13 protein-coding genes are annotated in these 15,649 nt (G+C 56.3%); all 13 read right to left on the bottom strand.

What is annotated here, in order from left to right:
- Window positions 1-281 precede the first annotated feature (281 nt).
- Window positions 282-1,745, bottom strand: a complete 1,464-nt coding sequence (locus tag A8990_RS07180) for a sensor histidine kinase (RefSeq protein WP_116188332.1) — start codon at window positions 1,743-1,745, stop codon at window positions 282-284.
- Window positions 1,742-2,605 carry a response regulator transcription factor gene (locus tag A8990_RS07175; RefSeq protein WP_116188331.1) on the bottom strand — a complete coding sequence of 288 codons (864 nt, stop codon included), beginning with the start codon at window positions 2,603-2,605 and terminating at the stop codon, window positions 1,742-1,744. The genes A8990_RS07180 and A8990_RS07175 overlap by 4 nt, the downstream gene beginning before the upstream one ends.
- A gap of 32 nt (window positions 2,606-2,637) precedes the next feature.
- The gene (locus tag A8990_RS07170; RefSeq protein ID WP_181909443.1) at window positions 2,638-4,056 is read right to left on the bottom strand and encodes an FG-GAP repeat domain-containing protein; all 1,419 of its coding nucleotides are present in this window, start codon (window positions 4,054-4,056) and stop codon (window positions 2,638-2,640) included.
- A 28-nt stretch (window positions 4,057-4,084) separates the two neighbouring features.
- Window positions 4,085-5,059: a polysaccharide deacetylase family protein gene (locus A8990_RS07165; protein WP_245995879.1), complete on the bottom strand. Its 975-nt coding sequence runs from the start codon at window positions 5,057-5,059 to the stop codon at window positions 4,085-4,087.
- Window positions 5,060-5,579: 520 nt separating this feature from the next.
- Window positions 5,580-6,845 (bottom strand): phosphoribosylamine--glycine ligase, encoded by a 1,266-nt coding sequence (purD, locus tag A8990_RS07160; RefSeq protein ID WP_116188329.1) that lies wholly within the window; start codon window positions 6,843-6,845, stop codon window positions 5,580-5,582.
- Between the two features lie 3 nt (window positions 6,846-6,848).
- On the bottom strand, window positions 6,849-7,607 hold the full coding sequence (locus A8990_RS07155) for an IMP cyclohydrolase (protein WP_116188328.1): 759 nt from the start codon (window positions 7,605-7,607) through the stop codon (window positions 6,849-6,851).
- Window positions 7,608-7,628: 21 nt separating this feature from the next.
- Window positions 7,629-8,810: a phosphoribosylaminoimidazolecarboxamide formyltransferase gene (locus A8990_RS07150; protein ID WP_116188327.1), complete on the bottom strand. Its 1,182-nt coding sequence runs from the start codon at window positions 8,808-8,810 to the stop codon at window positions 7,629-7,631.
- Between the two features lie 44 nt (window positions 8,811-8,854).
- The gene (gene purN, locus A8990_RS07145; RefSeq protein ID WP_116188326.1) at window positions 8,855-9,484 is read right to left on the bottom strand and encodes a phosphoribosylglycinamide formyltransferase; all 630 of its coding nucleotides are present in this window, start codon (window positions 9,482-9,484) and stop codon (window positions 8,855-8,857) included.
- Window positions 9,484-10,527, bottom strand: a complete 1,044-nt coding sequence (purM, locus tag A8990_RS07140) for a phosphoribosylformylglycinamidine cyclo-ligase (RefSeq protein WP_116188325.1) — start codon at window positions 10,525-10,527, stop codon at window positions 9,484-9,486. The genes purN and purM overlap by 1 nt, the downstream gene beginning before the upstream one ends.
- A 269-nt stretch (window positions 10,528-10,796) precedes the next feature.
- On the bottom strand, window positions 10,797-12,275 hold the full coding sequence (gene purF / locus A8990_RS07135) for an amidophosphoribosyltransferase (protein WP_116188416.1): 1,479 nt from the start codon (window positions 12,273-12,275) through the stop codon (window positions 10,797-10,799).
- Window positions 12,260-14,503 carry a phosphoribosylformylglycinamidine synthase subunit PurL gene (gene purL / locus A8990_RS07130; RefSeq protein ID WP_116188324.1) on the bottom strand — a complete coding sequence of 748 codons (2,244 nt, stop codon included), beginning with the start codon at window positions 14,501-14,503 and terminating at the stop codon, window positions 12,260-12,262. The genes purF and purL overlap by 16 nt, the downstream gene beginning before the upstream one ends.
- The gene (gene purQ, locus A8990_RS07125; RefSeq protein ID WP_116188323.1) at window positions 14,481-15,176 is read right to left on the bottom strand and encodes a phosphoribosylformylglycinamidine synthase subunit PurQ; all 696 of its coding nucleotides are present in this window, start codon (window positions 15,174-15,176) and stop codon (window positions 14,481-14,483) included. Before purQ ends, purL begins: the two co-directional genes overlap by 23 nt.
- Before the next feature lie 3 nt (window positions 15,177-15,179).
- Window positions 15,180-15,422, bottom strand: a complete 243-nt coding sequence (gene purS, locus A8990_RS07120) for a phosphoribosylformylglycinamidine synthase subunit PurS (RefSeq protein ID WP_090582867.1) — start codon at window positions 15,420-15,422, stop codon at window positions 15,180-15,182.
- Window positions 15,423-15,649: the final 227 nt, after the last annotated feature.

The following is a 15,649-nucleotide window of genomic DNA, read 5'->3' as shown; positions in this document are numbered from 1 at the left end:
TGGAATTGAAAGCACGCATCCTTCGCATACTAGCACTACCGTAAAGCTCTAGCGCAAGCAGTCAGGAGGCTGTTCGTACGATGCCAACCGTTCTACATTGGATATCGCATCATTGGTTTTCGGTCACCATCATTGTTCTCTTGGCGATCGCCGTCTTCTTCGTCACCAAGAATCATAAATCCCTGTTCTACAAGGAATAGTGCGCGCTTGGACAAGATAACCCGATGAGCTACGTGCTGCGGACAGCACCTTGCTAATCGGGTTATTTGGGTTGTTCAACTTTAGTCGGAAGCCGGCTCCTGCCGCTCCTCGTCAGGCACGAGCGGGATGGAAATGAGCACTGTCGTTCCTTCGCCCGCAGCGCTGCTCACCTGGAACTGCCCGCCATGCAGCTCGACGATTTCTTTGCATATCGCAAGGCCAAGACCGCTTCCGGAACGCTGGCTTGTCCCTTTGTAGAACTTCTCCGTCACATGCGGCAGATCCTCGGGCGGGATGCCAGGTCCCGTGTCCTGAATCGTGATATGCGCTTCGCCGGACCTGCGCTCCCCAGTCACCGTCACCGTTCCGCCGCTAGGGGTGAACTTCAATGCATTATCGAGCACGTTGATGAATACCTGCTTCAGCCGGTTGGCGTCCACCCGTGCTACGAGCGGTTCATCGCTGTATTTGCCGATGATGCGAATGGACTCCCGCTGTCCGCGGGCGATGAATTGCCGCAGCGTCTCTCCAATTGTACGCCTGATATCAAGCGCCTCCGGATGAAGCACGATGCTCTTCGCATACAGCTTGGAAAAGTCGAGCAGGTCCTCGACCAGCCCGGACAGCCGCTCTGTCTCCCGCCCGATGATCGACAGCCCCATATTCAGCTCCTCGACGTCGCCGGGATCGCCGGATGCGAGCGTCTCGCTCCAGCCTCTGATCGACGTAAGCGGCGTCCGCAGTTCATGCGAGATGGAGGAGATGAAGTCCTCCTTCAGCTTCTCCCGGCGCGTCAGCTCGGAAGCCATCGTATTGAGCGTCTCCGCAAGCCGGCCGATCTCATCGCGATCATGGAGATGGACGGCGCGGCGCGTCCAATCGCCTTCTGCCATCTTCTCCGCTACGCGCGTCAAGTTCCGAATCGGCTTAGCAATTCGGTTCGCGATGAGCACGCTCATCGTGAAGAAGAGCAGGACGACGAATGAACCGACGAGCACCGTGATCGACAGTATGCTGCGGACGGTCTTATCGACCTCCTCCAGCGATGCCGTGTACCGGAACATCGCCACGACGCGCGGCCCTTGCATGACGGGCAGCGTCACGGCTGCGATGCGCTCTCCGGTGACTGGATCGGAGCCGCGCCAGATTCCTTTCTTCCCCTTCATCGCCTGATCGACGTCAGGCGTCAGCTCAGCCTGCTGCTCGCCAGCCGCGGCACCGCTATTGCTGCCACTGCCGCTGTTCGCCCCAAGCCCGTTGCTGTCCACGACGAGCTCGCCTGCGCTAGTCAGCAGCTGAAGATGCGTGGTGCCTTCGGACATATTTTGCAGCATGTATCTGGCTTTCGCTTTCATCGGCTCATACGCGATCATGCGGGTATGTATCGCCGATTCGGTCTCCGCCCGTTGGAGGACGGAACCGACGGCGCTGCTGTAGTAGTAGTTCCACACGAGCGTGCCGAACATCGTGCCAAGCATCACGACAACGAGAACGATCAGGATGCCGTAGCTTCGAACGATACGGGTTCGAAGACTGCCGCTCATTGCTCCTCGCCCCTCTTCCAGCGATAGCCGAAGCCCCACAGCGTCTCGATATGCTGCGGTTCGGAGGGGTTATTCTCGAGCTTCTGCCGGAGACGGCGGATATTGACGTCGACGATCTTCAGGTCCCCGACGTAATGGCGACCCCATACCGAGTTCAAGATATCATCGCGGCTCAGGCCCTCGCCCTCCCGCTCCATAAGCAGCTTCACAAGCGTCCATTCCGTCGGCGTCAGCACGATCTCGACGCCGGACTTCCACAGCCGGCGCTCCGCCGAAGAGAGGCGGAACGCGCCGGAGCGAAGCTCCCCCGCGGCTGAGGAGCGCGCGGCGGATTCCATCGCCGCCGCTGGCTGTTGCGCGCTCGGCGCCGGGCCGACGATCTGCGGCGGTACATCGACTGCTGCAGCGTCGCGTACCGCTGCCGCGCTGGCTCCCGCTGTCGCGCCGCTCTCGCCGCCGCTAGCCGCAGCTGCGCCGGCGTCGTCGCCAAGCGGCATCATGCGCCGCTTCAGCGCATGCAGCCGCGCGACAAGCTCGCCCGGGCTGAACGGCTTCTGCACGTAATCGTCAGCCCCGAGCTCAAGGCCGCGAATCTTATCTTCTTCCTGCGATTTCGCGGTCAACATAATAATACCCATGCGCGGGAACTGCTGACGCAGCTGCTCGCACACTTCAAAACCGCTCATTTTCGGCAGCATCACATCGAGCAGCGCGACGTCGAAGGGCGGATTCGCGTTTTGCGCGAGCACAAGCGCGCTCTCTCCGTCTTCCGCCTCCGTCACGTCCATGCCGCCCCGGCGCAAATTAATGCGGACGAATCCGCGGATCGCCTCTTCATCCTCTACATATAAAATACGCAATCTGCTTCTTCCTCCTTTGTAGCGGCAGCTCCTTAAGCTTCCGGCAGCAGCCTGAACAGCTGCATGATCTCTGCTTCATCAGGCGGGAACAACCCGCTTGCTTTACGCCCCTGCTGCTCATCCGCGCTATCCTCATCATCTGCCGAAGGCTTATCATGCCAGATCGCCACATAGACAAGTCCGCTCCCCGTACCAAGCTCGAGGTAACGGCTGCCGTCCTCGTTCAGCTGATGCACCTCTTTGCTCCAATCGGCCATCGGAATGACCCGAAGCGCCAATACTTGCTCGTGCAGCCCTCTCTCCGGATTGTAGGCATCCAGCGATACATCGCTGCCGCCCCCATCCTTCAATTGGCTAAATGTATAATTACTCCATTGCTCCGGAATTGTAATCGAATACGTTTGGCTCGGATCCACATACTGCTGACCGACGACGGCGAAGCTGCTCCTGCCGTCCCATTGCTTATACTGCTCAATCCAGAGCAGATCGCTGTAGGCAACGCCATTGGACTGCCCCGGCGCCTCATGCAGCATCGTGATATCCAGAATGCCGTCCCCGTTGCGATCGCCGCTCAGCTGGGTTCGAGCATTAATTTGCACCTGATCATCGCCTGTCTCCATCGGCGGATATACCGAGACGAGCTTGCCCGCTTCCCAAGCGAGCACCGTCGTCGTAGACGAATTCGCTCCAACCGTAGCATCCGCAACGATGCCATAAAGACCAGTTGGAGACACCTTGCCGAGCTTCAATTGCAAGTAGTCGTTCACCGATCCATCAAGTGCTGCAGCGCCGATCTTCTGCACGTTGTCAGCGGCAAATTTATAGATCCCGATGGTCGCTTGCATCTTATCACGCTGCAGCTTGATGAGCCCAAGCTCCGGGCTTCCATCGCCTTGCGCATCGCCAATCCCCATCGTATCGTACGGCAGCTCCGCAATCGGTTTCGGCAAATTCACCTCATCTACACCCGTGCGGACATGGTATATCGAGAGCACATGCTGCGGCTCCCCGTATTGATTCCATCCGATAAGCAGCTCCGGCTGGCCGTCCCGGTCCAGGTCGGCTGTGCGCAGCACATCAATCCCATAGCTCGAAGTCTCCGCGAAAATAAACCATTTGCGCCATGTCCCATTCACATTTTGCAGCACCATCACATGCTGATTGCCGCTGTCATCGGCATAGGTAACGAACGCTTCCTGCCGGCCGTCGCCGTCTGCGTCCATCTTCAGCACCGCCGTGTTCGTCGTCTCCTGCATCACAACAGTCAGCTTCGCCCTTGAGGGGAGCTCACTTTGCACGGCTGCAGCAAGGGCAGCACTGTCCGGCGATGAACGCGGACCTAATAGCAAGTCGGCCGGAGTCGCTGTGAACGAGCAGCCGGATAGAATGAACAACGCTAGCAGTCCGCTGAGGAGGAGCGCTCTTCTACGTATTTTGTTTCTTCGTTTCATCGTCGCCTTCCCTCCTCGCGCCTCGCGCTTACTTCTTCGATTGGCTTGACTGGCTAGCAGCCTTCGCTTTCGCTTTGGCATCCGCTTTGGCCGCCAGCAGCTCGCTTACTGTGACGAACGTATAGCCCTTGTTCTTCAAATCTTTAATAATAAGCGGCAGCAGCTGTACCGTATTGTCGAGCTTGCTGCCGAAAGAATGCATGAGAATAATGCCGCCTGGATGCGTGTTCTTGTTCACATTCGCCCGCATCGTCGCGACTGAGCTGCCCGCCCAGTCCCGCGTATCGACAGACCAACCGATCAGGTCGCGGTGATTTTCTTTCATAATCGTCCGCAGCAGCGGCGATACCGCACCATATGGTGCACGGACAATCCGCGGCACATAACCGCACTGCTTGTTAATGAGCACATCCGCCTGCTTAATTTGGCTAAGAATTTGATTGCGATCCAGCTTGCTCAGATCCTTATGCGAATAGCTGTGGTTCCCGATTTCGTTGCCTTCGGCCTTGATACGCTTCATCATCGAGCCGTAGTGGTTCACTTGAATGCCAACCGTGAAGAATGTGGCATGAATCTTGCTCGCCTTGAGAATCGAGAGAATCTCCGGCGTAAACCGTCCATCCGGCCCATCGTCGAACGTCAGAGCAACCAGCTTCGCCCCCTTCTTCGGCACATAGTCCACTGCCGGCTCGGTCGGTTTTTGCAGCAGGATCGGCACCGGCGGCAGCACTGGAGGAGTCGTCGACGTCTTGCCCGCCTGCTCAGCAGTGCCCGCCTTGGCCGGTGCGTTCGGCTTCGACTTCGGCGGTGTCGCTGTAGCGAGCGTAATCCCGCTATCCTGCTTCGGATTCGAATCCGCTGTTGCCGCAAGCTCTGGCTTCGCTCCATCCCGGTTCTGATCTTCGGACCAATTCACATCTATTATCGCTGCATGCTTCATCGAATGCGGCTTAATGCCGCAGCTCGTTGTAAGCGTGCCTATCATCAGGGTTGCCACAATCATTGCGGCTATTCTACTTCTGCTTCCTAATCGAACAGGTAACCGCATTTTAATCCCCTCGCCATTCAAAGAAAAGAATCTATGACCCTACTATACCTTATCTTAATAGAGTTGAGGGGGTGATGTAGTTACAAAGAGGTAACATAAAAGCTGGAAATGCTAGCCACGATGCAGGTTGCCCGGCAAGGCAGCGAGACAGCGAGGCGAGTGAGGCAACGCAAAAAGACCGCAGCCAGATTGGGCTGCGGTCTTCAATAGAGACCCCTCGTTTAACAGGAACGAGGGGTTCGGTTTGCTATAGTGGATAAATCCACTCATTTGTGCTGAAATCAGCGATTTCACTTGGCTATATTGGATTATTCCATTCATTTTCGGCGAAATAGCCGAAATAACGGCCATCGACGCAAAATGAGTGGATATTTCCAATATAGGCTGTTATTTTCTGCTTTTAGCCTGTTTTATAATGGATTTTTCCAATATAGCTACAGAGCTCCGAGAAAACGGCTTCCTGCCAATAACTCGTTTATCGCAATGCTTTCGCAGCGATATCGGTACGGCTGTGCATACCTTCAAAATGAATCGCGCTCACGGCCTCGTACGCCTTCGCGCGCGCTTCCGCAATATCGCGGCCGCGGCCGACGATGCCGAGCACACGTCCGCCGTTCGTGACGATATTGCCGTCCGCAAGCGCAGTGCCCGCGTGGAACACGAGCGCGCCTTGCGCCCGAGCAGCTTCCAGGCCAGTGATGACGCGGCCTTTCGGATACGGTGCCGGATAGCCTTCCGATGCGGCGATGACGCACACCGCTGCTTCGTCGCTCCACTCGATCTGAAGCTGATCGAGTCTTCCGTTCATCGAAGCGAGAATAATATCGAGCAGATCGGTCTTCAGGCGCGGGAGCACGACTTGCGTCTCCGGATCGCCCATGCGCGCGTTGAACTCGATCGTCTTGACTCCAGATTTCGTCATCATCAGACCTGCGAAGAGAACGCCGCGGAACGGACGGCCTTCGCTGACCATCGCACGCGCCGTCGGCTTGATGATGTTCTCGATCGCATCTTCGACAAGCGCCGGATCGATATGCGGCAGCGGGGAGTATGTACCCATGCCGCCTGTGTTCGGGCCTTTGTCATTGTCGAAGACTTGCTTATGGTCTTGAGCAGGCACCATCGCGCGAACCGTCTCGCCATCGACGAATGCGAGAATCGACATCTCTTGTCCCTCGAGGAACTCTTCGATGACGACGCGTCCGCCGGATTCGCCGAACACTTTGCCGACCATCATCCCTTGCAGCGCTTCCTCCGCTTCCTCCATCGAGAAAGCGACGGTAACGCCTTTGCCTGCCGCGAGTCCGTCCGCTTTGACAACGACAGGAATTTCTTGCTGACGCAAGTAAGTCAGTGCCGTCTCATAATCGGTGAACGTCTCGTACTTCGCAGTCGGAACGTTGTATTTCTTCAGCAGATTTTTCATGAAAATCTTGCTGCCTTCAATCTCTGCCGCATTCTTCCGCGGTCCGTAGATCGGAACGTTGCGCTCTTCGAACGCATCGACGATGCCGTCCGCAAGCGGATCATCCGGGCCGACGACAACGAGGTCGATCTCGTTGTCGCATGAGAACTGGATCAGGTCGTCGAACCGGTTAACCGGAATCGGCGCGCATTCCGCCAGCTCTGCAATGCCGGCGTTGCCAGGCGCACAGAAGATTTTGCTTACTTTATCGCTCTTGTTCAGCGCCCATACGATCGCATGCTCACGACCGCCGCTGCCGATAACGAGAATACGCATCGTTTACGCGCCTCCTTCGGCCGAACGGTTCACGACCGTCAGCGTCGACTCTCCGTCGCTAATGCGGATCGACTTCACGAGCAGCGAGATTTTGTTGTCCGCATCAAGCATGTCCCAGTAGAAGCGTGCCGTCTTCTCTTCATCGTCGAACAACGGCGCCATTTGCGGCTCGCCGGCGAACGAAGGCAGCGGATTGCCATCGCCCACATACGTGGAGATGAAGTGTCCGTAACCCGGAATCGCTTGCTCATAGTGGAAATATTGACGCTTCGTCTGCGATTCGTCGTTCTCGTTCGATTTCAGAATCGACAGCTTGTATGCGTTCTTTGCATCGTTCAGATCAACGATACCCGAGATACGCGGCGTAAAGTTCGGTGGATCCGGCTCGTACGTGCGTGTTGCGAGCGCACCTTCGAACGTACCGCCTGCTTTGATCGCTTCCCAGATCGTATCGGTCTGGTCGCCGTTCGTAACAATATGCGCGCCGCCTTCATGGCGAAGCGGATAATAGATGATCAGCGATGGATCAGTCAGCTTCGCTGGATCGCGAGCTTCCGTACGAAGGAAGCCGTTCTTCTCCGGAATGAATACACGGTTGCGGCTGTTCTCGCTGCGTCCCATGATCCAATAGACTTGCACGAAGCGCGTCGCGTCCGGCGTCAAGCCGATGATGATACCGCGCCCTGGATAGCTGTTCTCTTGCAAACGCTGTACGGTTGCATCCGCGAGCGTCTTCCATTTTGTCGTTGTGTTCGTGGACATCCTCGTCGCCTCCTACTCCTATCAGTGATGAAACAGGCGTACGCCCGAGTATACCATGACCATGCCGTAATCGTTCGCCGCTTGCACGACCTCTTCGTCGCGAAGCGAGCTGCCTGCTTGAATGACGTATTTCACGCCGCTGCGGCTTGCCCGGTCGAGATTGTCGCGGAATGGCAGGAACGCATCGGAACCGTAAGAAACGCCTTGCAGACCGTTCAACCATTCACGCTTCTGCTCGCGAGTGAGACGCGCGGGCACTTTTTCGAAGCAACGCTCCCAAGCTGCTTGTTCAACCGGCGTTACTTCGTCTTCGAGCCACAGGTCGATCGCGTTGTTCTGCTCCGCGCGCGACACGCCTTCGCGGAACTTCATGTTCAGCGCAGCCGGGTGCTGGCGAAGATACCAGCGATCCGCCTTGTCGCCTGCAAGACGCGTACAGTGAATACGCGATTGCTGACCCGCGCCGATGCCGATCGTTTGACCGTCCAGCGTATAGCAGATCGAGTTGGATTGCGTATATTTCAGCGTAACAAGCGCAACGAGCATGTCGCGCTTCGCGCCCTCCGTCAACTCTTTGTTCGCCGTAACGACTTTATCGAATACCGAAGCATCCGGAACGGCGCTGTTACGTTCTTGCTGCATTTTCATACCGAACAGCGTGCGCGTTTCGACTGGATCCGCCACATAGTCGGGATCGATCTGGAGAATCAGGTACTTGCCGCCCTTCTTCTGCTTCAGAATGTCGAGCGCTTCCGGCGTATAGCCTGGCGCTACGACAAGGTCAGACACTTCACGCTTGAGCAGCTGCGCCGTCGATGCGTCAACGATGTCGCTGAGCGCGGCAGCGTCGCCGAACGAAGACATACGGTCCGCGCCGCGGGCACGTGCGTATGCCGTTGCCAGCTCCGACAGCTCCATGCCGTCAACAAAGTAAGCCTTTGCCAGTTCTGCCGACATCGGCGCGTATACCGCAACGCCCGCTGGGCTTACGTGCTTGAACGAAGCCGCCGCAGGAAGTCCTGTTGCTTGGCGCAGCTCGCGCACAAGCTGGTACGCGTTCAATGCGTCAAGCAGATTGATGAAGCCAGGGTCGCCGTTAACGACAGTAAGCGGAAGCGCCTTGCCGTCTGCGGAGTAGATTTTCGCTTCCTTCTGGTGAGGGTTCATCCCGTATCGCAAAGCAATTTCTTTAATATCGCTCATAAATTCGTTCTTCGTCCTTTCTCGTATCCCGTCTTCGCGCGGAACTAGCCGCCGCTTCTTACCGTAACCTTGCGTCCGTCCAGCGCGACGCGTCCTTCAGCAATTGAGCGGACCGCCAGCGGCAGCAGCTCGTGCTCCACCGCATGGATTCGCTCGCCGAGCGTTTCTTCCGTATCGTCGTCTTGGACTTCGACCGCCTGCTGCATCATGATCGGCCCCGTGTCCATGCCGCCATCCACGAAGTGGACGGTTACACCCGTCACCTTGACGCCGTATTCCAGCGCCTGACGAACGCCTCGCACACCCGGAAAAGCAGGCAGAAGCGCCGGGTGCACGTTAATGATGCGCCCATAGTAGGGCTTCACGAGCACGTCGGTAATGATCCGCATGTACCCGGCAAGCACGATCAGATCAATGCCTTCCCGTCGCAGGAGGCCGACAATCTCTTCTTCGCAAGCTTCGCGGGAAGCATACGACTTCGGGTCGAAAAGATATGCCTTGACGTCCAGCGCCTCAGCGCGCTGCACGACCTTCGCCGCCGGCTTGTCGCATACGAGCAGCGCGATCTCTGCGGGGAACGCTTCCTCGCGGACTGCTTCGGCAAGCGCCTGAAAATTGCCCCCGTTGCCGGATGCAAATACGGCGATGCGCAGCCGCGAGTTCCCGTCCGTCATTACAGCTCGGCGCCTCCGAACGTGACGATCTTGTTGCCCGAAGTCACTTTGCCGATGATATACGCATCTTCGCCAAGCTCTTGAGCCGCGCGAAGCGCTTCCTCAGCTTGTTCAGCGCCAACGACGACGACCATGCCAACGCCCATGTTGAACGTTGTGAACATGTCACGGTCGGAGATGCTGCCTTGAGCCTGCATCAGCTTGAAGATAGGTTGGATCGGCCATGAGCCCATCTCGATGTCCACGTTCACGCCTTCCGGCAGCACGCGCGGAATGTTCTCGATGAAGCCGCCGCCTGTGATGTGCGCCATGCCTTTCACCGTTACGCGGTTGATCAGCTCCAGCACCGATTTCACATAGATGCGAGTCGGTTCGATGACGACATCGCCAAGCTTCTTGCCTTCCAGCTCAGGAAGCGAATCGTTCAAGCTATAGCCAGCTTGATCAAGCAGCAAACGGCGAACGAGCGAGAAGCCGTTGCTGTGAATGCCGCTCGATGCGAGGCCAAGCACCACGTCGCCCGGCTGGATGCTCTTGCCGTCGATGATTTTCTTCTTATCTACGATGCCGACCGTGAAACCAGCAATATCATACTCGTCGCCTTGGTACATGCCCGGCATTTCAGCCGTTTCGCCGCCGATCAATGCGCAGCCGGACTGCACGCAGCCGTCGGAAATGCCTTTGATGATCGCTTCGATCTTCTCCGGCTCTACCTTTGCGCAAGCGAGGTAGTCGAGGAAGAAGAGCGGCTCCGCGCCTTGTACCACGATATCGTTCACGCACATCGCAACGGCGTCGATACCGATCGTGTCATGCTTATCCATCGCGAAAGCGATCTTCAGCTTCGTGCCTACACCGTCAGTACCCGAAACAAGCACCGGCTCCTCATACTTGTCTTTGTTCAGACCGAACAGCGCGCCGAAACCGCCAAGATCCGTCAGCACTTCCGGACGGAACGTCTTCTTCACGTGCTTCTTCATCCGTTCGACTGCTTCATTACCCGCCGCAATATCGACGCCGGCTTGTTTATAAGCTTCTGACACGATAGTCACTCCTTAATGGTTTTTTGCAAAGGTTTCGTCCTTTGCCTTATCACTTTATATGCCAACCAGTCGGGTAAACGACGGTTGAATAATCTGTTCTTATACCCCGAGGTGAGGAGGAGGACGAAGGCTGATATGAAGTTGGAAAAGCGTCAGCGGTCGCCTTTGTACAGGAATTTCTACCTCTAATCACTTATTGTTCAAGGAAATTCTAGGTACAACAGCGATTGGAAACTCATATCAGCCGCAGGCCATACGCACTCACCTAACTAGCAGCTGCAGCTCTTCTCCGAAGTCGGATCAACCGGCGTCGGATAATCATTATCGAAGCAAGCCAGGCACATGCCGCGGTTGTACTCGCCGTCATTGCCGCCTACCGCTTCAATGAAACCATCGTGGCTCAAGAAATGCAGCGAATCCGCATTGATTGCCGCGCGAATCTCCTCGACCGACTTCTGCGAAGCGATCAGTTCCTTGCGGTCCGGCGTATCGATGCCGTAGTAGCAAGGGTTCTTGAACGGAGGCGACGTGATGCACACATGCACTTCAGTCGCGCCCGCTTCGCGAAGCAGGTTCACGATGCGAAGGCTTGTCGTACCGCGCACGATCGAGTCATCGATCATGACGACGCGCTTGCCCTCGACGACTTTGCGCACGGCGGACAGCTTCATCTTCACGCCCTTCTCGCGAAGCTCTTGCGAAGGCTGAATGAAGGTACGGCCGGTGTACTTGTTCTTGATCAAGCCGAGCTCGTACGGGATACCCGTCTGCTCCGCGTAACCGATTGCCGCCGAAATCGACGAATCCGGCACGCCAGTTACAACGTCCGCATCGATGAATGCTTCGAGCGCCAGGCGCTGACCCATTCTTTTGCGAGCCGAGTGCAGGTTGATGCCGTTGATGTCGCTGTCCGGGCGGGCAAAATAAATATATTCCATCGCGCAAGTCGCGCGGCGCTCCAGCTGATCGAAGCGATCTTCACGGAGTCCGTCACGATCGAGCACCAGCATCTCGCCAGGCTGCACATCGCGTACGTACTCCGCGCCGCATGTTTCAAGCGCGCAAGTTTCCGATGCAAACACATATCCGCCAGCCAGCTTGCCCATTACGAGCGGGCGCAAGCCATTCGGATCCGACGCGACGACAAGCTTGTCGTTGGTCATCAGAAGGAAAGCGAAGCCGCCAATAAGCCGCTGCAGCGCATCCTTTGCCGCACTGACAAAATCCTTGCTCGATCGAGCGATCAAATGCGCGATAACTTCCGTGTCGCTTGACGTTTGGAAGATTGAGCCTGAACGTTCGAGTTCTTCACGGATCGATGGCGCGTTCACGATATTACCGTTCGTCGCTACGGCAAGATCGCCGTCGCGATACTTGAAGATGAGCGGCTGCGCATTCGCCAGCTTGCTCTCGCCTGCAGTAGAGTAACGAACGTGACCGATGACGCGGTCGCCTGGGAGACCGTCCAGCGTCTTCTGGTCGAACACTTCCTTCACGAGGCCCATGCCGCGGTGGTAGGAGAACTTGCCGGTTTCGGATTCAACCGAAGCCATGCCAGAGCTTTCTTCGCCGCGATGCTGCAGCGCGTGTAGACCGTAGTAACCGAGCGAGCACGCATCCGGGATGCCGAACACCCCGAATACGCCGCACTCCTCACGCAATTTATCAAAAATATCGTCCCGGCCAATGCCTTCGTTATAGTGATCGCCAGTCCACAGCTTCGGCAGCTGTTTTATTTCATCAGACATGGAATCGCATCCTTCCAAACCTGTTCCAATTCTGCAATGCTGGCATTGATGCCCGGTTTGCCGTTAACCGAAGCAACAACGTCTTTGCCGCCAACCTTACCGATAACGGCATTCGGAACCCCGTGAGCCGTTAGGTAGTTCGTCAGCTCTGCTGCCTGCTCCGGCTTCGCCGAGAGCAGAATACGGGATTGCGATTCGCTGAACAGCGCCGCATCCGCGCGCAGGCTTGTCTCTACATTCACTTCAGCGCCAAGCTTGCCGCTGATTGCCGATTCCGCAAGCGCTGCTGCAAGGCCGCCCTCGGACAAGTCATGCGCCGAAGCGACATAACCTTCGCGAATTGCGCCAAGCACGCCGTCAAGCAGCATCTTCTCTGTTGCCAGGTCGATTTGCGGAGGACGTCCTTCGCTCTTGCCGCTCAGCACGTATTGCAGCTCGCTGCCGCCCATCTCATGCTTCGTTTCGCCTGCGAGGATGATGACATCGCCCTCAGCTTTGAAGCCTTGAGTCGTAATATGATCAATGTCGTGAACGAGACCAACCATACCGATAACCGGCGTCGGGTAGATCGCGCCTTTGGCATTCTCGTTGTACAAGCTGACGTTACCGCCGATAACCGGCGTATCGAGCGTACGGCAAGCTTCGGAAATACCGTCTGCTGCCTTCTCGATTTGCCAGAACACTTCCGGCTTCTCCGGGTTACCGAAGTTCAGGTTGTCCGTAATCGCAAGCGGTTCGGCGCCGGAGCAAACGATGTTACGAGCCGCTTCCGCAACCGCAATACGTCCGCCAACCTCCGGATCGAGGTATACGTAACGGCCGTTGCAGTCCGTAGTCATCGCAAGTGCTTTGCGAGTACCGCGGATCGTTACAACTGCTGCATCAGAACCCGGTTGAACAGCTGTGCTCGTGCGAACCATGTAGTCGTATTGGTTGTAGACCCACTCTTTGCTCGCTACTGTCGGAGAAGCCAGCACTTGCTTAAGCGCGCCAGTCAGGTCAGTTACTTCTGGATAAGCTGTAGTATCAATTGCACCGTTAGCCGCGTAGTACGCTGGCTCGGCGGATGGTTTGTCATACATCGGGCACTCGTCAACGAGCGCTTTCACCGGCATATTCGCCACTTCTTCGCCTTTGTGGAACAGGCGCAGACGGCCATCGTCCGTCACTTTACCCACCTTCACGCAGATAATGCCCCAACGGTCAAAAATCTCTTGCGCCTGTGCTTCATGCTGCGGCTCAACGACGAACAGCATACGTTCCTGCGACTCGGACAGCATCATTTCGTAAGGCGTCATGCCTTCTTCACGCTGCGGCACTTCGTCGAGGTAGAGCTCAAGGCCGTTGCCGGCTTTGGATGCCATCTCTGCGCTGGAGCAAGTCAGACCTGCTGCACCCATATCTTGAATACCGACTACGATGCCGGCATTGATCAGCTCAAGCGTTGCTTCCATAACGAGCTTCTCCATGAACGGATCGCCCACTTGTACCGCTGTACGCTTCTCTTCGGATTCCTCGGAAAGCTCAACCGATGCGAATGTCGCACCATGGATACCGTCACGGCCCGTTGCTGGACCAACGTAGAACACCGGGTTACCTACACCTTTTGCAACGCCGCGTTGGATCTTGTCATGATCGATCAGACCGACGCACATAGCGTTAACGAGCGGATTACCCTCGTAGCTCTCGTCGAACATCACTTCGCCCGCAACTGTCGGGATACCGATACAGTTACCATAACCAGCGATACCGCTAACCACGTTCTCGAACAGATACTTCACGCGTGCATTTTCCAAGTTGCCGAAACGCAAGCTGTTCAGAAGAGCTACAGGACGCGCGCCCATCGAAAAAATGTCACGGATAATGCCGCCAACCCCTGTTGCTGCGCCTTGGTACGGCTCAACCGCGGATGGATGGTTATGCGATTCGATCTTGAACACGACTGCTTGGTTATCGCCGATATCCACAATACCCGCGCCTTCGCCCGGTCCCATCAGAACCTTCGGTCCATCGATCGGGAACTTCTTCAGGATCTTCTTCGAATTCTTATAGGAACAATGCTCGGACCACATGACGCTGAACACGCCGATCTCCGTGTAGTTCGGCTTACGGCCTAGAAAACCGCAAACGAGCTCATATTCATAATCTGTCACGCCGAACTGCGTGTAGATACGCTGATCCGCGATTTGTTCTGCTGTTGGCTCCTTAGCCGTTAACTGCTGCGCCATGTTGTTCCCTCCATGCATTCAAAATCGATGTAAACATCCGTTTGCCGTCCGCCGAGCCGAGAATTTCATCTACGGCGCGCTCCGGGTGAGGCATCATGCCAACGACGTTGCCGCGCTCGTTGCAGATCCCTGCAATGTTCTCGATCGAGCCGTTCGGGTTCGTATCGCCCGCGTAACGGAACACGATCTGGTTGTTCTTCTTCAACTGTGCCAGTGTTTCCTCATCACAGTAGTAGTTGCCTTCGCCGTGCGCGATTGGAATATCGATGATTTCACCTTTGTTGTATTCGCCAGTGAAAGCAGATGTATTGTTAACGACCTCAAGCTGCGTTTGAGCGCAAATGAACTTCATGCCGTTGTTGCGGCGAAGTGCGCCAGGCAGCAGGCCAGCTTCAGTCAAGATTTGGAATCCGTTGCAGATGCCGAGAATGAACTTGCCTTGCTCGGCAGCTTTGACCACTTCGCTCATTACAGGGGCAAAACGAGCGATTGCGCCGCAGCGCAGGTAGTCGCCGTAAGAGAAGCCGCCGGGAACGAGAATGGCATCGTAAGCGGACAAGTCAGTCGCTGTGTGCCATACGTAGTCAACGGATTGGCCGATTGTGTCTTCGACTGCTTTGTAGCAGTCGATATCGCAGTTGGAACCTGGAAAAACGAGTACCGCGAACTTCATCGTTTATCCCTCCAATTCAAAACGGTAGTCTTCAATAACCGTGTTCGCCAGCAGCTTCTCGCACATTGCCGTCAGGCGCGCTTCTGCTTCCGTGCGATCCGATGTGCTCAGGTTGAGCTCCAGAAATTTGCCGATACGAACTTTGCCGACTTCATCGAAGCCCATGGAATGCAATGCGCCTTGTACTGCGCTGCCTTGCGGGTCGAGCACGTTTTGTTTGATTGTTACGTAGACTTTAGCCTTCATTGGGGGGTCGCCTCCTGGAAAATGTGAAATTGGGGTTGGAATAGCTTCGCAAAACGCGGGTATGTTGGACTACGTCGCTGTTGAACGAACGGAAACTTTGAACAATTACTTGCGGTAACTTCTTGAAACATTTCTCCATGATGCTCTTGGGAGCATCATGGGCTCGCTTCGCGGGGCTATTCGCCGCCTCTTGCATCGCCTGATTTATATGGTGCGAGCCATCTTTG

Source organism: Paenibacillus taihuensis (assembly GCF_003386535.1).
Lineage (GTDB): Bacteria > Bacillota > Bacilli > Paenibacillales > Paenibacillaceae > Paenibacillus_Z > Paenibacillus_Z taihuensis.
This window is presented reverse-complemented; position numbering and strand designations above follow the sequence as displayed.